Below are 17463 nucleotides of genomic sequence, written 5' to 3' on the forward strand. Positions count from 1 at the left end.
GGATGAGTTGGTCGCCGCTGTCGGTTACCCGTACGACCCGGCCATCGGCTTTGACTTTCCAGGTTTCAGGGGCGACCCGTCCGAGTTGGACGCCGCAACCGCCGCCACTGAAACGGCCAAACGGGTCGCGGCCCTCGAAGACGTCAAGCTCTGGCGGATCAAGGACCTTAGGGAAACCGACCCGCTTCTCCGCGAAGTCGTCGGCCTTGACCCTTGACTCCCAACGCGGCCGACCGCTCGACGGCAACCATGCTCCGGCGCCGGCGGCCGGAGCTGGGTGGCGGATGGACGGCATCGGACGCCGCCGCGTCTTGGCGACGGCCGCGGCTACTTGGCCTTCTTGGCCGACTTGCGCTCCAAGGAGGCGGCCACGTCCGGGACGTAATGGTTTTCCACGTCGCGCGGCGGGCGGTAGTAGTTCTGGCGCGGCGGGCGCTCCGGGATGTCCAGCGGCTCCGGCTCCAAGTGCTCGTAGGGCACCGAGGACAGCAGGTGGGCAATCACGTTGACGCGGGAACGCTTCTTGTCTTCCGATTCGACGGTGTACCAGGGGGAGGCGACCGTGTCCGTGGCCAGGAACATGTCGTCCTTCGCCCGCGAGTACTCCTCCCAGCGGGTGATCGCGGCCATGTCCATGGGGCTGAGCTTCCAGCGCCGCAGGGGGTCCTTCATGCGGTCGTGGAAGCGCCGCTCCTGCTCCACGTCGCTGACCGAGAACCAATACTTGCGCAACATGATCCCGTCCTGGATCAACAGGTCCTCGAAGATCGGCACCTGGCGCAGGAACAGCTTGTACTGTTCCTGGGTTGAAAAGCCCATGACGCGCTCCACCCCGGCCCGGTTGTACCAGGAGCGGTCGAAGATGGTGATCTCGCCGGCCGAGGGCAGGTGGGCCACGTACCGTTGGAAGTACCACTGGCCCTGTTCGCGCTGGGTCGGCTTCGGCAGTGCCGCGACTTGGCAGTACCGCGGGTTGAGATACTGCGTCAGGCGGGCGATCGCGCTTCCCTTCCCCGCCGCGTCCCGCCCCTCGAAGATGACGACCAGGCGCTGCCCCTCGCGCCTGATCCATTCCTGCATGGTCACCAACTCCCCTTGCAGGCGGTAAAGCTCCTTCTCATAGGCCCGGGTCGACAGCGGGGCCGGCCTTTGGGGATGCGGCTCGTGGTTCGGGATAGGCGGCGGCGCACTCATGCGTCCAGCCTAGTCAGCGTCGAACGGACGCCGGCGCTGAGAGCACAAGCGCGGGACCACCGGCGGGGCCACCCCTCGCCGCCATCCGCGACTCGCTGGTGGTTATCACGCACAGCCTCTAGCGAACAAGGCCGCCCGGCCGCCGCCGCGGCACGCCATTGTAATAGCGACTCCGGCCCCGTTTTGGCCCGTCAAGGCCTCTTTCACGATCAGCGGATTTGGTTTAGACCGCCGCCCGCCCAAGGTGTGGCGAAAATCACATACCGCAAAGTCTTGTCAAACCCGGAGGAGTATGTGAACCTAAGGGGCGGAAGTTACCAACCGTGCGTGCCATGACCACCATGTCACGCCTGGCCCGCAGTTCAACCCTAAAGGAGTATCAATGGATTGGCGCCATGCCGCCGCTTGCCTGGATGAGGATCCGGAGCTTTTCTTCCCCATCGGCAACACCGGGCCGGCGTTGCTGCAAATTGAGGAAGCCAAGGCCGTTTGCGCCCGCTGCGACGTTGCCCCCTCTTGCCTTGAGTGGGCAATTAACAACAACCAGGATTCTGGTGTTTGGGGCGGGTTGTCAGAGGATGAGCGGCGTTCCCTCAAGCGACGCAACGCACGGGCCCGTCGAGCCGCGTGACCTGGGCTTCTGCTTGTGTTCAGGACCCCGGAGAGGCCTTTCGACAAGGCCGCGCGCGGTTCGGCCGCCACATGCGGCTTTGACCGGTTCAGGCCCGTTGGCGCGCGCCCGCGGGTGGTCCGGACGCACCGAGGCCATGTCGGCGTGACACCAGAATCTGTCATCTGAGCTGAAGTAAAGGGGGCTGCCGCGTAACGCGGCGGCCCCCTTTTTTGACGCCCCAAGACCCCTGGCGCCGCGCTCATTCGGGCTCGCGGCCGGACCCTCGGCGCCCGTTTCAAATACTTTTAGCCCCCGCCAGTTCGCTCAGGGCTTGACAATTGTGATCTACGTCACTATTGCGCCTTTAGCGTAGATTTGCTGTCACAATCGCTTTCGTTCCCCCGCCCGGCCGGGGCTGCCAGTCGATTGACCCGCGCAATTCACCGGTGGCGAATGTGCGCACGATCTGCGTGCCCAACCCCTCGCGGGAGGCCCCGTCCGGCGCGGCCATGCCCACGCCGTTGTCGGCGATTGTGACCGTCAGGGTCTTGCCATCCCGCCGGGCCTTGATCCAGACGGTCCCGCCGCCGGCCGGCGCCAGGCCGTGCTCCACGGCGTTGGTGACCAGTTCGGTCAACACGATCGCGAGCGCGGTCGCGTCGTCGCCCGGCACGTCCCCGAAGCTCCCCTCCTGGACGGTGTGGACGGGGATGCCGGTGGAGGCGGCATCGGCGGCCAAACGCAGCGTGCGCCCAAAGACGGAGTCGAAGTCGACGGTTTGGGCTATGGTCTGCGACAGCGTCTCATGCACGGTCGCGATCGTGGACACCCGCCGGATCGCGTCCCCCAAGGCGGCCTGGACCTCGGGGTTCGCGGACCGGCGCGCCTGCATTCGCAGGAGCGCGGACACCTCTTGCAGGTTGTTCTTGACCCGGTGGTGGATCTCCCGGATAGTCGCGTCCTTGGTCATCAACTCCATCTCGGAGCGTCTGAGGTCGGTGACGTCGCGGCTGAGCACCAGGGCGCCGGTGCGGTTGCCGCGGTTGGTCAGCGGGATGGAGCGCAGCACAATCGAGGCGCCGCCCAACTCGATCTCCGAGATCCACGGGGCCCGGCCCATCGCCACCACGGGCAGGGTCTCATCGACGTGTCCGGCGCCGCGCAGGCCCTCGGCCAGGACTTCGACCAGCAGCGCGCCGGACAGGTCCGCGATCACCCCGGCGTGGCGGAAGGCGGACAGCGCGTTCGGCGAGGCGAACAGCACTTGCCCCTGCGTGTTCAGCCGGATGATGCCGTCTCCCACCCTGGGCATGTGCCGCGCGGAGCCGGTCGGGGCCGCGGCGGACGGGAATTCGCCCCGGCTGATCATTCCGACCAACTCGTCGGCCAGTTCCACGTAGTTGGTCTCCAGCCGCGACGGGTTGCGCAGCACGCCGATGTTCCCGTGCCGGGTCACCACCGCCACTGCCCGGCCCTTGTGGACCACGGGCACGACTTCTTCCCGCACGCCGAAGGAGCCGTGCCACCGGGGGTCGTGGTGCCGCCTGATGACCCCGCCGTCCATGACCTCCTGGAAATCGGCCCGTTGGGCGGCGCCCGCCACCATCCCGACCACGTCTTGGTGGTAGATGGTCGCGCCGGTGCCGGGCCGGCAAAGGGCGCCGGCCACAAACGAGCCCGCGGTGGTGGGCAGCCAGACCACCAGGTCGGCGAAGGCGAGGTCCGCCACCACCTGCCAATCCTGGGTCAACCGCCGGATCCATTCGACGTCCGCCGGGGAGAGGTCCGACATGCGCTCGGCGATGGCGGCAAATGAGGGCATCCCAAGATATTAGTCTTGGGACATGCGTTTCGCGGCCCACTACGACTACACCGTTGGTCCGCAGGCGGTCTCCGAATTGCTGTGCGACCGGGACTACCTCCTAGCCGCCGCGACGGCCGCCGGAGCCAAGAGCAGCCAGGTCGAGGTCAACCCCGGCCCGGAGGGCGGTTTCACCGTCACGATCAGGTCGACGATGCCGACCGCCGGACTCCCAGCCTCAGCGCGCGGTTTCCTGCCCCAAGGCTTGGAGTTGCGCCAGGCCCTGGTGTGGGAGTCGGCCGCCGGCGACGGCTCGCGTCAGGGGACCATGGCCGGCGAGGTCGCCGGCGCCGGCGTCCATCTTTCGGGCCTGACCCGGCTCAGCGCGGTTGGCGACGGCAGCCGCCTGGAGTTCGCGGGCGAGGTCAAGGCCCAGGTGCCCCTTGTCGGCCGGGCGATCGAGGAGGCGGCGGTGCCGGCCATCGTCAAGGTCTTGGACACGCAACACGAGGTGGCGTCCGACTGGCTGCGGCCGGATTAGGACGGTTGTGCCGGGGTCGGCCCGTTTGGGGCGTCCCCGGTCGCCCCGAGGGCGTCATCGGCGATCTTTTCCGCCCATGCCAGCACGTCCTGCCAGTCGCGGTAGTCGCCGGGACGGGATCCGGTCATCCGCATCAGCGCCCGTTCGGTGGGCCGCAGTTCGCTGAACTCCATCCGCCCGCCGAACAGCTTGGTGGACCGGGCGCCCAGTTGGCGGGCCATGGCCCGCGCTTCGAGCGGCAGGTTGAGGATGGCCTGGGGCGCGGCGTCAAGCGGGCCGGAGCAGAACAGGTAGACCAGCCGTCCAATCAACTGGTCGCCCCAGCGGTACCCCAAGGCGGTCATGGTCGGCAGCATCTTGTTGGAGTAGACGCCGGATCCCAGCACCACCGCGTCGAAGCCCTCAAGGGAGGTGACCTTCTCCGGCGGGGCTAGAACGGTCTCAATCCCCCGAGCGGCCAGGACGTCGGCGATGGCGCGTCCCAATGCCAGGGTTGACCCATGTTTGGACGCCACCGTAATTAGGGCTTTCATCGCCGTTTCGGACCTCGGGGGATTCAAGGAGTAACTTGATTTGACCATAGCGTGCCAAGGGGCCCCTGGCCAAAGGTCCACGCCGCATCAGCGGCCGACAAAGCCGAAAACCACTCATTTAGTGACGAACATCACATTTTGCGGGCGCCCGCCCACGGCCGTGATAGCCTCAGGCCGCTCCCTGAAGCTTTGCGGTTCCACGCCCGGAGAGGCTGACACCATTGATCGAACTAGAAGACTTGCGCAAGGAGTTCCGCACGCAGGCGGGCACCGTCCAGGCGCTTGACGGCATCACTTTGACGGTGCCCGATGCCGCCATACACGGGATTGTGGGCCCGTCCGGCGCCGGGAAGTCCACTTTGATTCGCTGTTTGACGCTGCTCGAGCGACCCACCTCCGGCGCGGTCAGGATTGAGGGGGAGGATTTGGCCGGGCTGCCGGAACGGCAGCTGCGGACGCAACGCCACCGGATCGGCATGGTCTTCCAGCACGTCAACTTGTTCGACTCGCGGACGGCCGCCGCGAACGTCGCCTATCCGCTGCGGGTCTCCGGGGTTCAGAAGCAGGCGGCCAACGCCCGCGCAGGCGAGTTGCTGGAGCTGGTCGGATTGGCGGACCGGGGCGGCTCCTATCCGGCCCAACTGTCCGGCGGGCAGCAGCAGCGGGTCGGTATTGCGCGAGCGTTGGCCGGCGATCCGTCGGTCTTGCTCTGCGACGAGCCCAGTTCGGCCTTGGATTGGGCCACCACCCGCCAAGTCCTGGAAGTCATCAAGAAGGTGAATCAGGCCTTGGGTTTGACGGTCCTGATCATCACGCATGAGATGGCGGTGGTCCGCCAGGTGTGCGACTCGGTGTCGTTGCTGTCGCGGGGTCGGATTGTCCAGTCCGGACCGATCGGCCAGGTGGTGACGGACTACGGCTCGCCGCTGGCCCGCGAGTTGATTCCGCTGGCGGCCACGCCTGTGGGCCAGGCGCGCGCGCAGTTGGAGGTGTCGTTCTCCTCCGCCGACTTTTCGATCCGCCAAGTGCTTCGCCTGCTGGCGGACCTGGGCGCCGACACGGCGATCGAGGCGGGCACGCTGGAAACCCTGGCCGGCCAAAGGGTGGGCCGGTTTCAGCTGGACGTGGGAGCGGAGGCCCGCGAGCGCGTGGTTCGGCAACTGCGGGACGCCGGACTCTATGTGGCCGAATCGGAGGCGACGGAATGAGCCCGGCGGCGGTTTTGACGGCGGGCCTTCTGGCTGGCGTGGATCGCGGAACCTACCTGAGCAACACGGATTTCACCTCGCGGATTTGGGAGGCCCTGGGCGGGACGCTGGGCCAGGTCGCCATCTCCTGCCTGGTCGGCGTCCTGGTGGGGCTGCCGCTGGGCCTGGCGGTCTGGTTGACGGCCCCGCAGGGGCTCAGCCGCAACCGCCCGGTCAACCGGTTGCTCAACTTGGTGGTGGACCTGGGACGGGCCATCCCCTTCATTGTCCTGATGCTGCTGCTGATCGGCTTCACCAGGGCGCTGCTGGGCTCCACGATCGGGTGGCAGGGCGGCATTCCGGCGCTAGCGATCGGGTGCATCCCGTTTTACGCCCGTTTGGCGGAGAACGCGATCCGGCAGATCCCGGTCGGCAAGATCGAAGCGGCCCAGATGGCGGGCGCGTCGCGGTGGCAGATCACCTGGGGCGTGGCGGTCCGCGAAGCGCTTCCGGGCCTGGTGGCGGCGGCCACGGTCACCTTCATCACTTTGATCGGCTACTCCATGATCACGGGCACCATCGGGGCCGGGGGCTTGGGGGACCTCGTTTACAACTGGGGGTACACCCGCAATATGCCAGATATCTTCGTAATGGTGGTGGTGATCGTGCTGGTCTTGGTCGAGGCGGTCCAGTTGCTTGGCGACTGGCTGTCCCGCCGGTTGGACCACAGCCGGTAGGCGGGGGCACGGTCGGCGCCGCCACAATCAATAAGCGAGGCGAGAATCCTCAGTTATGGCAAGGAGCTAAGTAACCATGAGAAGAACAGCGAGCGGAATAGTCCTGGCGGCGGTGGCCGCCCTGGCGTTGACAGGCTGCGGCGACAGCGGCGACGGCGACAGCGGCAAGGCGTCGCCTTCCGGCGGAGCCTCAGGCGGCGAGGTGACCAAGCTGAAGATCGGCGCCTCGCCGGTGCCGCAGGGCGACATCCTCCAGTTCATCCAGGAAAACCTGGCGGCGGAAGCCGGGCTGGACATTGAGATAGTCGAATACCAGGATTACGTGTTGCCGAACACCGCGCTCAACGAGGGCGAACTCGACGGCAACTACTTCCAGCATCAGGCGTATCTTGATTCGCAGGTGGCCGAGTTCGGCTACGACTTCTACGCCTTCCCCGGCGTGCACATCGAGCCTTTGGGGGTCTATTCGTCCAAGCACACGTCTTTGGACGAGGTGGCGGACGGATCCAAGATCGGCGTCTCGAACGACCCGGCCAACCAGGCGCGCGGCCTGCGTCTGCTGGAAAAGGCCGGCATCATCAAGCTGAAGGACACCGGCGACAAGGATCCGACCATCTCCGACCTGGCGGAGGACACGCCGTACAAGGTGGAACTGATCCAGATTGAGCCGAAACTGCTGGCGGTCAACCTGCCGGACTTCGATTTCTCCGTCATCAACGGCAACTACGCGATCGACGCGGGCCTGTCCCCCGCCAAGGACGCCCTCGAACTCGAATCGGGCGAAGACAATCCGTACGCGAACTTCCTGGTCACCACGGCGGACCGGAGCGGCGACGCGGCCCTGGCCAAGCTGGACGAGTTGCTGCACACCCCCGAGGTAAAGAAGTTCATCGAGGATTCCTGGACAGACGGTTCGGTCATCCCGGCCTTCTGACCCCGGCCGGTGTGGGATGATGACCATCGGATCATTTGCCCCCAACCGGTTAGCGATGGAGTAGAAGTGCGTTCAGTTGTCAAGACCGGGGCGCTCGCCCTGGCGGCTGCCTTGACCTTGGCCGGGTGTTCCGGCGACCCGAGCGACTCCGGGTCGCCGTCACCCCTGGCCCAGGTCGGGGTCAGCGTCAAGGACTCGGAGTTGCCAACCTTGACGGGAGCCTACGGCGAGGCGCCGACTGTCGCCTTCCCGCTGCTCCCCGGCAAGTCCTCGCCTTCGCCGACGCCTTCGCCAACGGAGGCGACGCCCATCGAGATCGAGGTGCCCGCAGAGGGCGAAACCCCGGCCGAAGGCGAGACACCAGCCGAAGGCGAAACGCCCGCAGAGGGCGAAACGCCAACGGAGGGCGAAACCCCGGCCGAAGGGGAAGCCCCTGCGGAGGGCGAGACCCCCGCCGAAGGCGAGGAGTCCGCCGCGCCAACCGAGGAGGCGGAGCCGTCTCCCTCCGCGACCCCGGAGTCCCCCTACATCAAGCCGCCATCCAGCCTCCAAGCCCAGGTCCAACCCGGCATGCAGGGCGACGGGGACCCGGTCAAGGCCGACAACTTGGTGGCGATCGACTTGATCGCCTGGGTCTGGGGCGAGACCGAGCCGGTGCCCAGCCTCAACACCTTCGCCAGCGGCCAGCCGCTGGTCATAGCCGTGCGGGCGGACAACACGACCCTGGTCGGACTCTCCCGTGTGATCGTGGGCCACGAGGTCGGCTCACGGGTGATGGGCGTGATCCCGCCTTCTGAAGGGGCACTGGCCTCCGCCGTCGGCGTGGACGAGGGCTCCACCCTGGTCGTGTCGATCGACATCCGCGAGCAGTTCTCGAAGGACCTGGAGGCTCAGAGCGACGCCAAGCCCACCAACGCCCAAGTCGGGCCCAGGATCAGCGGGGCGCTGGGCGGTCCCGCCACCGTGTCCATCCCCGCGGATGTGGCCGAACCGGCGGACATCTCGACCACGGTGATCGCCACCGGCTCCGGGCCCAAGGTCGAAGACGGCCAGCAGATTCTGGTCCACTATTCGGCCACCGACTGGGCTGGCAGGGCGGACGGCGACACCTGGAAGGACGGCCGCGGCCCCACCCCGATCACGGTCACAGCCGATCCGTACGGCGACGGCTCCAACCTGACGGCGTTCAGCCAACTGGTCGGCGTTCCGATCGGCTCGCGGGTGCTCATTCTGACCCCCGGCAAAGCCGACTCCTACCTGGCCGAGGCGATCGTGCTGGACATAGTGGCGCTGGTGCAGGGCAACGAAGCAGACGAGGACGCGGAAGGCTCAGAAGGCGCGGATGACGCCGAAGGTGGGGATCCGGAGGCGAGCGCCGAACCCTCCACCGAACCCTCCACGGAGCCGTCCACCGACGCCCCCGCCAGCCCCGACGCCGGCTGAACGCGCGCCGCCCAGCCAACGGACCTCTTGGAATCAACAGGCCTCATTAGAATCAGCAGACCTCTTAGAATCGAGAGAACAGCACCCACAAACCGGGAGGGTCCCCGCCAATGAACGAGTTCACCGTCGTCACGGTGCTCCTTGCGGCTGTGCTGGTGGCGGCCTTCGCCCGGCGGATCGGTTGGAACTCGCCGCTGGTCATCTTGGCGGTGGGGTTGGTGGCCTCTTTCCTGCCGGGGCTGGAACGGGTGGTGGTGCCGCCGGAGCTGATCCTCGGCATCGTGCTCCCGCCTTTGCTCTATTCGGCGGCGCTGTCCAGCTCTTATCAAGACTTTCGCGCCGCGATCCAGCCGATTGTGCGCCTGGGCGTGGGGTTGGTGATCGTCACCACGTTGGCGGTCGGGCTTGTGGCCTGGTCGCTGGACCCGGTTCTGTCGCCGGCCGCCGCGCTGCTGCTGGGGGCCGTGGTGGCGCCGCCGGACGCGGTGGCGGCCAGCGCCGTGGGCCGGCGGCTGGGGCTGCCCCGGCGGGTCATGACCCTGCTGGGAGGCGAGTCGCTGATCAACGACGCGACCTCGCTGACCCTCTACCGCCTCACGCTGGCGGCGGTTTACACCACCACCACCTCGCTGGCTCAGGGGCTGGTGGTGTTCGCCCTGGCGGTCCTGGTCGGCGTGGCGGTCGGGATTGGGCTGGCCTACCTGGCCCAGATCGCCCGCTCGGGGCTGCGCGACCCGACCGTGGACACGGTGATCGGGCTGATGCTGCCGTTCGTGGCCTACTGGATCGCGGAGGAATACCAAGGCTCTGGGGTGCTCGCGGTGGTCGCCGCCGGGTTCTTCATTGGGCAGGCGGCGCCGCGCACCACCGTGGCAACCCGGCTGCATGAGGAGCCGATCTGGGCGTCCCTCGACCTGATGCTGGAGTCCTTCACGTTCGCGCTGATCGGCCTGCAGTTGCGCTGGGTCATCAAGGACGTCAACGACTCCCACCAGTCCCTCAGAGCCGCCATCCTGCTGTCCCTGTCCGTGCTGCTGGTGGCGCTGGCGATCCGCCCCGCCTACATCTACGCCACCGAGGTGCTTGTGCGCTCCAAGTGGGTGCGCCGGCGGCGCGGGGCCACACCATACAAACCCTTGACCGGGCGCGAACTGGTTGTCACCTCTTGGGCCGGCATGCGCGGCGTGGTCACCCTGGCCGCCGCCGCGGCCATCCCCGTCGTGGCCGACGGCGCCCCGTTCGCGGAGCGCGCCACCATCCAGTTGGCGGCGTACACCGTCGCCATCGGCACGCTCCTGATCCAGGGCCTGACCCTGCCCTCGCTGATCAAGGCGCTCAAGATCTCCAGCGACGACGAACGCGCGGAGGACGACTCGTCCGAGGCCCGTGTCCGGCTGCTGGCCACCAGGGCGGCCTCGGCGGTGGTGCGCGGCCAGGTTGACGCCTGGTCGGCGGTGATGGGACGCCCGGAGGCGGAGCGGATCGCGACTTGGGCCACGCAAGGGCTGTTGGCCCGCGAGACGGCTGCGGCCACTTTGATGCACCCGGACGCCGCGCTCACGGACATCGACCTGTTGGCCACGCCCGGCACCGCCGCCCCGGCCGTGATCCAGGAGGTGCGCCAGGCGCTGGACGGGGGCGGAGCCGATCAGCCCAGCCTTGAGGACATGCGACAAAGGGCCGCGCGCCTGACCACCCGGATCGCGGAACTGCGAACCCAAATGGTGCGCGCCCAACGCGCTGTGGTGGTCGCGGAACGCAACGCGGGCCGCCTCAATGAGACCGTCATGCGGCGCATCATGCGGGAACTGGACCTGGAGGAAGAGGCGATGGAGGCGTCCTGGGCGAACCGCCTGTGACGGCCGCCGGTCGTTTACGGCCGCCGAGCCGCCCGTGGCCACCCGCCCGCCGGTCAGCGCTCCCAGGCGTCGCGCTGCATGATGTCCTTGACCTCGCCGACCAGTTCCTCCAGCACGTCCTCCATGAAGACAACGCCGCCCTGGACGGCCACCAGGTGCGAACCGGTCAGCTGCATGGTGGCGAGGATGTCCTCGACCTCGTCGGAGGCCTCGGCGGAGACGAGCGGCCGGATCCGCCCGGACGGCACGGGATCTGAGCGGCGGTCGGCGCCGGTCAGGTCGAGCACGTCCTGAATGTGCAGGTAACCCGCCAGCGCCCCGCCCGCCTGACGCACCGGGAAACGCGAGAAACCCGTTTTGGCGACCCTGGCCTCGAGCTCGCCCGGGGTGACCCCCTCGTCAACCGTGACCAGGTCCTCCAAGGCGACCATGACGTCGCTGGCCTGTTTGGTCGAAAACTCGAGCGACCCGGAAATCAGCCCGTCGGCATCGGGCAAAACGCCAACCTCTGTGGAGTGGTGGACTATCGCGGACAACTCGACGGCCGTGAACGCGGAGGCGACCTCGGCTTTCGGGGTCACGCGGAGGGCTTTGAGCGCCAGCCACGCCACCCCGCGCAACGCGGCTGTGACCGGGGTGAGCGCCCACGCGAGGACCACCAGGACTGGGGTCATCGCCAGGGCGGCGCGCTCGGGGGTGGCGAGGGACAGGTTTTTCGGCACCATCTCGCCCAGCACCACGTGCAGGTAGACCACCGCCACCAGGGAGATCACAATGGCGACGGCGTGGGCGCTCGGAGTGGGCAGGCCCAGCGCGTGGAACGGCCCGGTCAGCGCGTGCGCCAGGGCGCTTTCCGCGACTGCGCCCAGCGACGTGGACGCCACCGTCACCCCCAGTTGGAGCGTGGCCAGCATGGACGGCATGTGCTCCAGCGCGTACACCACCAGCCTGGCCGCCGCGGAACCGGCCTCCGCCCGCGGCTCGACCTGGGAGCGCCGCACCGACATGATGGCGAATTCCGCCCCCACGAAGAACGCGTTCGCCGCCAGCAGGGCGAGCGCCGCCAGCCACATCATGCGCCCCGCCCCCAAATCCTCAGGGCCACAATCCGGCGGCCGTCCATCGTTTCGACACGCAACGTGGCGCCGTCCACCTCGACCGTGTCGCCCGGTTTGGGCACCCGCCCCAGCCGGGCCATCACCAGCCCGCCCAACGTCTCATAGGCGGGGTCCTCCGGGAGCACGATGCCGCTCATCTGCTCGAGTTCGTCAGGTCGCAGTTGGGCGGACAGGCGCCAGGAGCCGTCGCCCATGCGGCGGGGGGCCGGCCGGGAACGGTCGTGTTCGTCGCGGACGTCGCCCACGATCTCCTCGACCACGTCCTCCAAGGTGATGACGCCGGAGGTGCCGCCGTATTCGTCCACCACCACGGCCATCTGCGCGCCGGCGTCCCGCAACTGCACCAGCACAGGCCCTAGCTGGGCGGTCTCCGGGACCTCGATGATCGGCGTCATCAACGCCGTGACCCCCACCTGCGGCCGGCGCTCATGCGGCACCGCGACGGCTTTGCGGAGCGCCACCACGCCGATGATGTTGTCCCGAGACCCGTCCGTGACCGGGAGGCGCGAGTGGCCGGTGGTCCTGACCTGGGCGATCACATCAACCGCCGTCGCCTCGCGGGGCACCACCGCCAACTGCGTGCGGTCCGTCATGGCGTCCACGGCCCGCAGTTCGGTCAGCGCCAGGGTGCGGGTGAGCCGGTCCGCCAGCTCCTCGTCGATGGCGCCCTCCGCGGCGGAGCGGCGCACCACCGAGTCGAGTTCCTGGGCGGAGCGGGCCGAGGAGACCTCCTCGACCGGGGTTATGCCCAGCGCCCTCAGCAAGCCAGTCGAGGAACCGTGGAGCAGCCAGATGACGGGCCGCATCACCTTGGTGAACCCGAGCAGGAAGGGCACCACCAGTCGCGCCACCCCGAGCGGCTCGGCCATCGCCAGGTTCTTCGGGATCAGCTCTCCGAACAGCATGGACATGGTGTTGACGAAGACGATCGCGAGGACGGCCGCCAGGGCGGCGCCCGCGCCTTCGGCCTTCGCCGTCCCCTCGCCCAGCCAGCCCGCGAAGACCCTGGTCGCGGCCGGCTGGGCGGTGTAGCCAAGCAAGATGGTGGTCAGCGTGATGCCGACCTGGGAGGCGGACAGGTAGAGGGATGTCGAGGCGAGGGCCCGCCTGAGCGAGGCCAGGCGCTCGGGGCGGGGGGCGGCATCGAGCACCGCCGAGTCGACCGCGACCAGCGCGAATTCGGCGGCGACGAAGACCGCCGTGCCGAGCGTCAGCAAGACGCCCACACCGATCATGGCGAAGTCGAGAACCATCGCCTCTACGTTATCCGCCCCGGCGGCGCGCGCCGACCGCCGGGCGCAGGTTCCACGTCCGGCGGAGGCGGCTCTCCCGCTCTGGCCCTCCGGTTCCTCCGGTTCCTCCGGTTCCGGCCTGGCTGGACGTGGCCCGACGTGGCCGGACGTGGCCGGTTGTGGTCGAAGGCCGAGGCGCGGCGGCATGGAAGACTTGAACCATGAGCGCACCGTTGATCCTGATCGTCGAAGACGAACCGACCATCGCCAGCGCGATCGCCCGGCGCCTCACGGCCGAGGGCTACCGGGCCCACACGGTCGGGGACGGCCTGGCGGCGGTCAACGCGGCCACCGCCCTGCAACCCGATTTGATCCTGCTGGACGTGATGCTGCCCGGCATTGACGGTCTGGAGGTCTGCCGCCGGGTCCAGGCGGAACGCCCGGTGCCGGTGTTGATGCTGACCGCCCGCGACGACGAGACCGACAAGCTGATCGGCTTGGGCGTGGGCGCGGACGACTACATGACCAAGCCCTTCTCCATGCGCGAGTTGGTGGCCCGCATCAAAGCGCTGCTCAGAAGAGTGGAACGGGCCAAACTGCTGGGCGCCCCAAGCGTCGCCGACGCCCCCATCCAGGTTGGCGACCTACTGATAGACCGCGCCTCGCGCCGGGTCACACGGGGCGGCGAGGAAGTCCATCTGACCCCGACCGAGTTCGACCTGCTGGTCTTCCTGGCCGAATCCCCCCGCACGGTCCTGACCCGCGAGAAGCTGTTGGAGCACGTCTGGGATTGGGTTGACGCCTCCGGCACCAGGACCGTCGACTCGCACATCAAGGCGGTGCGCCGGAAGCTCGGCGCGGACCTGATCCGCACCGTCCACGGGGTGGGCTACGCCTTCGAGCCGTCAGAGGAAGACCCCGGCGATGGCTAAACGGCCCATGCCGAACGTGGTCCGGCCGCTTGACGCCTTCGGCTCGATCAAAATCAAGATTGGGCTGCTGGTCACCGGCGCGGTGATGGCGGCGGTCGTGATGACCTGGGTGGGCCTGAAGAACGAGATGGGCCCCACCCGCACCATGCCGCTGGCCGTGGTGACCGGCCTGGTGGTGACCCAGATCCTGGCGCACGGGATGACCAGTCCGCTCCGCGAGATGACGGAAGCGGCCCAGGCCATGGCGAAGGGCGACTATTCGACCAAGGTCTCCATCTCCTCCCGTGATGAGGTGGGTGAACTGGCCCGCGCTTTCACCTTGATGGCGAAGGACCTGGCGCAGGCGGACACGCTGCGCCGGGAGATGATCGCGAACGTCTCGCACGAGTTGCGCACCCCCGTCGCGGCGCTCCAGGCCGAACTGGAAAACATGGTGGACGGCGTCACCGAACCGGACGCGGAGACCCTGGACCTGCTGTTGACGCAAACCAAGCGCCTGTCCCGCCTGGTCACAGACATTTTGGACCTGTCGCGTTTGGACGCGGACGTTGTGGAACTACGTCCCGTTGAGGTAGAGGTTGAGACTTTCCTGGACGATGCCGTCGCCGCCGCCCGCCTAGTCGCCTCCTCCGCGGGAAAGCAGTTGGCATTCGTTGTCGATGTGACCCCCCGCACGCTCCGCATGACTGTGGATGTGGAGCGCCTCCACCAGGTCGCCGCGAACCTGCTGTCCAACGCGATCCGGCACTCCCCCGACGGCGGCATCATCACGATCACGGCGATCAGTTCCGGCAAGTGGATTCAACTCGATTTCAAGGACCAGGGCCCGGGCATTGCGCCGGAGGACCGCGAGCGCATCTTCGAGCGCTTCGAAAGAGGCAAAATGGCCCGGTCCTCGGCCGCGATGGCCCCCACCGGCGGCACGGGCCTGGGCTTGGCGATAGCGCGCTGGGCGGTTCGCCTGCACGCGGGCTCGCTGGTCGTGGTGGAATCAGACGGCGGGGCGGATTTCCGGGTCCGCCTGCCGCGAAGCCTGGGCGCCCGGACCGCGGACAGAGCTGACCGGGCCGACCGGGCCGAGCGGCCGCGCCCGGAGAGCAAACCCGCAGAGAAACAATGAGCAAAGCGGTAACCTCAAGGGCGCGGGCACCGAAGCCGCTAACTGAGGAGCGCGCGGCACCCCCGGCGGCTGGGCGTCTCACAGGGCCCGCGAGGCAAGCGACTGGGCACGCCCCCGCCCCAGCACGGCAGGCGGCCGGGTATCCGGCAGGTCTGTCAAGGCAAGCGGGCGGGCACGCCCCCGCCCGTGCGCGGAGGTACGGCTGTGGCTAAGCGCGCATCGAACGGAGGCCTGGCCGGCGGGGTTCTGGGGACCCTGCTGGTTGTGGTGGCCGCGCTGGCGGTGCTGAGGTTTTTCTCCGACGGCGGCACCGGCTCCGCAGAACTTGGGGCTGGGGATGGTGAGACGGCATCGGGCAGATGGGAATTTGGCGGCCTCGGGACGGACGGCGGCCTTGAGGCCGGGGATCTCGGGGATGGGGGCGGCGGCGGTGGCGTGTTGGCGGCGGACGCGGAGACGGTCGCGGGCGCGCTGGCGGCTCTCGACTCGCTGCCGCCGGTTCCGGCGGGCGCCGTGCCTTCCTATGAGCGGGAGGAGTTCCTGCCGGGCGGCTGGGCGGACTTGGACGGGGACGGCTGCTACACCCGCAACGAGATCCTGGCCCGCGACTTGGAGCAGGTCACCTACCTGGCGGACGGCGAGAACTGCAAGGTGGCGACCGGGCGCCTGGCGGACCCGTACACGGGCACGGTGATCGAGTTCAACCGGGAGGAGTCGACTCAGACGGTGCAGATCGACCACATAGTCGCCCTGGCGGAGGCGTGGCGGGCGGGCGCCTGGGAGTGGACCAAGGACCAGCGCAAGGCTTTCGCCAACGACCCGGCGGAGTTGTTGGCGGTGGCGGGCGCCGCCAACCAGTCCAAGGGCGACCGCGGGCCCGCCAGCTGGCTCCCGGACGCGAACCGCTGCGGCTACGGCGCGGCCTACGCGAACCTGGCGGCCCGCTACCAACTGGGGATCGCGGAGGCGGACCGGGAGGCGCTCCGCAATTTGCTCAAGTCCTGCTGAGGCGCCGTCGCCAGGCCTGGCGCCCAGTGCCGTTTCGGATCCGCCGGCTGCCGAGTCCCGCTTTGTATCCGTCCGCGCCCACCATCCCGCTCTGCATCCACCCGTGCGCGAGTACCACCCTGTGTCCACCCACACGCTAATGTCGCTTTTCATCCACCCGTCGACATCCAATGTCGTTTTCCATCCACCTCCTGCCGCCGAATGTCGTTTTGTATCCACGCTGTGGCGCCCAATGTCATTTTCCATCTCGACCCCATTTCCATTTCCCCTGATCACAAAGCTGCGAGCCGCCGCACGGTGGATAGAATCCAACATAGGACGGGACTTCGTGGATAGGAAACGACATTGGCGGCCCAATCCTGGATAAAATCCGACATTGGGCGGCGAGTGTCATTTTCCATCTGCCCGACAGCGCCGAGTGTAGGTCCTTATCTGGCCGGACGGCCGAATGTAGGTTTCCATCTGGCCGGAAGGCCGAATGTAGGTTTCTATCTGGTCGAACCCGTCGAGCGTAGATTCCTATCTGGTTCGGAACACCGAGTGTAGGTCCTTATCTTTGAGCAATTTCCGTATTTCCTGGTCGCGGGCCTGCCGCTCAATCTTGGCCAGATGAAACCCTACATTCGAGCACCGAGCCCAGACAGAAACCTACATTCGAGCACCGAAGCCAGACAGAAACCCACGTTCCCCCACGGGTGCCGCCCATTGTCGGAATGTATTCACATATCCGTGTCCCGTGGCCGTTTTCGGTCTGTGCCACGTTTGCGCACCCCCTGGTCACAAGGCACGCAGGCGGCTGCGGACTGGCTGAGATCCGACACCGGACCGTCGGGGTCCGGCAAGTCCACGCTGCTGGCGATCCTCGGATTGCGGGACTCGCCCACGGCCGGGGAGTAACTGGTTCGACGGCACCGACTTCGCCGAACTCGGCAAGAGCGAGCGGAACCGCTTCCGGGGCCGCCAGTTGGGGTCAAGTCCCGTTTCCATGAGGTCGGGGTCCCGCTGGCCATGCGGTCCGGCAGCGGGAATCCCAACGGCCAGCGAACACGGGAAAGACAAGGGCTCCAGGCCTGCGACGGGGACCCGCCGGGTCGGTTGATCACGTAGGGTGGAAGGCGTGATCGAAGTGGCGCACCTGACCAAGCGATTTGGCTCGCTGACGGCCGTGGAGGATCTCAGCTTCGAGGTCGAACCGGGCCGCGTGACTGGTT

16 protein-coding genes are annotated in these 17463 nt (G+C 67.9%); 11 read left to right on the top strand and 5 right to left on the bottom strand.

Features of this window, described 5'->3' with window-relative positions; all coding sequences use genetic code 11:
* Nucleotides 1–217, top strand: a 217-nt coding sequence (locus LBC97_10775) for a hypothetical protein (protein MDR2566511.1), incomplete at its 5' end; no start/stop codon positions are given.
* Between the two features lie 110 nt (nt 218–327).
* On the opposite strand, the gene ppk2 is transcribed toward LBC97_10775, so the two are convergent.
* A complete protein-coding gene (gene ppk2 / locus LBC97_10780) occupies nt 328–1194 on the bottom strand; it encodes a polyphosphate kinase 2 (GenBank protein MDR2566512.1) in 867 nt (288 codons plus the stop codon).
* Nucleotides 1195–1576: 382 nt separating this feature from the next.
* Between ppk2 and LBC97_10785 the strand changes: the two genes are divergently transcribed.
* The gene (locus LBC97_10785; protein MDR2566513.1) at nt 1577–1825 is read left to right on the top strand and encodes a WhiB family transcriptional regulator; all 249 of its coding nucleotides are present in this window, start codon (nt 1577–1579) and stop codon (nt 1823–1825) included.
* A gap of 346 nt (nt 1826–2171) precedes the next feature.
* On the opposite strand, the gene LBC97_10790 is transcribed toward LBC97_10785, so the two are convergent.
* Nucleotides 2172–3629: a PAS domain-containing sensor histidine kinase gene (locus LBC97_10790; protein ID MDR2566514.1), complete on the bottom strand. Its 1458-nt coding sequence runs from the start codon at nt 3627–3629 to the stop codon at nt 2172–2174.
* A gap of 22 nt (nt 3630–3651) precedes the next feature.
* Between LBC97_10790 and LBC97_10795 the strand changes: the two genes are divergently transcribed.
* On the top strand, nt 3652–4149 hold the full coding sequence (locus LBC97_10795; protein ID MDR2566515.1) for a DUF2505 domain-containing protein: 498 nt from the start codon (nt 3652–3654) through the stop codon (nt 4147–4149).
* Here the strand turns inward: LBC97_10795 and LBC97_10800 are convergent.
* Complete coding sequence (locus LBC97_10800; GenBank protein MDR2566516.1) at nt 4146–4682, bottom strand: flavodoxin domain-containing protein; 537 nt, start codon at nt 4680–4682, stop codon at nt 4146–4148. The two genes, LBC97_10795 and LBC97_10800, sit on opposite strands and share 4 nt — an antisense overlap.
* 221 nt (nt 4683–4903) lie before the next feature.
* Between LBC97_10800 and LBC97_10805 the strand changes: the two genes are divergently transcribed.
* From LBC97_10805 to LBC97_10825, 5 genes are all read left to right on the top strand, one after another.
* Nucleotides 4904–5890 (top strand): ATP-binding cassette domain-containing protein, encoded by a 987-nt coding sequence (locus tag LBC97_10805; protein MDR2566517.1) that lies wholly within the window; start codon nt 4904–4906, stop codon nt 5888–5890.
* A complete protein-coding gene (locus tag LBC97_10810) occupies nt 5887–6606 on the top strand; it encodes an ABC transporter permease (protein ID MDR2566518.1) in 720 nt (239 codons plus the stop codon). Before LBC97_10805 ends, LBC97_10810 begins: the two co-directional genes overlap by 4 nt.
* Nucleotides 6607–6682: 76 nt before the next feature.
* Nucleotides 6683–7540, top strand: a complete 858-nt coding sequence (locus tag LBC97_10815) for a MetQ/NlpA family ABC transporter substrate-binding protein (GenBank protein MDR2566519.1) — start codon at nt 6683–6685, stop codon at nt 7538–7540.
* A 66-nt stretch (nt 7541–7606) separates the two neighbouring features.
* Nucleotides 7607–8983, top strand: coding sequence for a hypothetical protein (locus LBC97_10820; GenBank protein MDR2566520.1), 1377 nt, complete (start codon nt 7607–7609; stop codon nt 8981–8983).
* 110 nt (nt 8984–9093) lie between these two features.
* Entirely contained in the window at nt 9094–10842 is a 1749-nt protein-coding gene (locus LBC97_10825) for a sodium:proton antiporter (GenBank protein ID MDR2566521.1), read from the top strand.
* A 53-nt stretch (nt 10843–10895) separates the two neighbouring features.
* Here LBC97_10825 and LBC97_10830 read toward each other — a convergent pair whose 3' ends face one another.
* Both LBC97_10830 and LBC97_10835 read right to left on the bottom strand, forming a co-directional pair.
* Entirely contained in the window at nt 10896–11918 is a 1023-nt protein-coding gene (locus LBC97_10830; GenBank protein ID MDR2566522.1) for a hemolysin family protein, read from the bottom strand.
* Nucleotides 11915–13213 (bottom strand): hemolysin family protein, encoded by a 1299-nt coding sequence (locus LBC97_10835; protein ID MDR2566523.1) that lies wholly within the window; start codon nt 13211–13213, stop codon nt 11915–11917. The genes LBC97_10830 and LBC97_10835 overlap by 4 nt, the downstream gene beginning before the upstream one ends.
* A 200-nt stretch (nt 13214–13413) precedes the next feature.
* Between LBC97_10835 and LBC97_10840 the strand changes: the two genes are divergently transcribed.
* The 3 genes from LBC97_10840 (at nt 13414) to LBC97_10850 (ending at nt 16252) form a co-directional block, all read left to right on the top strand.
* Entirely contained in the window at nt 13414–14124 is a 711-nt protein-coding gene (locus LBC97_10840; protein ID MDR2566524.1) for a response regulator transcription factor, read from the top strand.
* Complete coding sequence (locus tag LBC97_10845; GenBank protein MDR2566525.1) at nt 14117–15244, top strand: HAMP domain-containing protein; 1128 nt, start codon at nt 14117–14119, stop codon at nt 15242–15244. The genes LBC97_10840 and LBC97_10845 overlap by 8 nt, the downstream gene beginning before the upstream one ends.
* A 513-nt stretch (nt 15245–15757) precedes the next feature.
* Nucleotides 15758–16252 carry an HNH endonuclease family protein gene (locus LBC97_10850; protein ID MDR2566526.1) on the top strand — a complete coding sequence of 165 codons (495 nt, stop codon included), beginning with the start codon at nt 15758–15760 and terminating at the stop codon, nt 16250–16252.
* The last annotated feature ends 1211 nt before the right edge of the window (nt 16253–17463 follow it).

This window comes from Bifidobacteriaceae bacterium (assembly GCA_031281585.1).
Classification (GTDB): domain Bacteria; phylum Actinomycetota; class Actinomycetes; order Actinomycetales; family WQXJ01; genus JAIRTF01.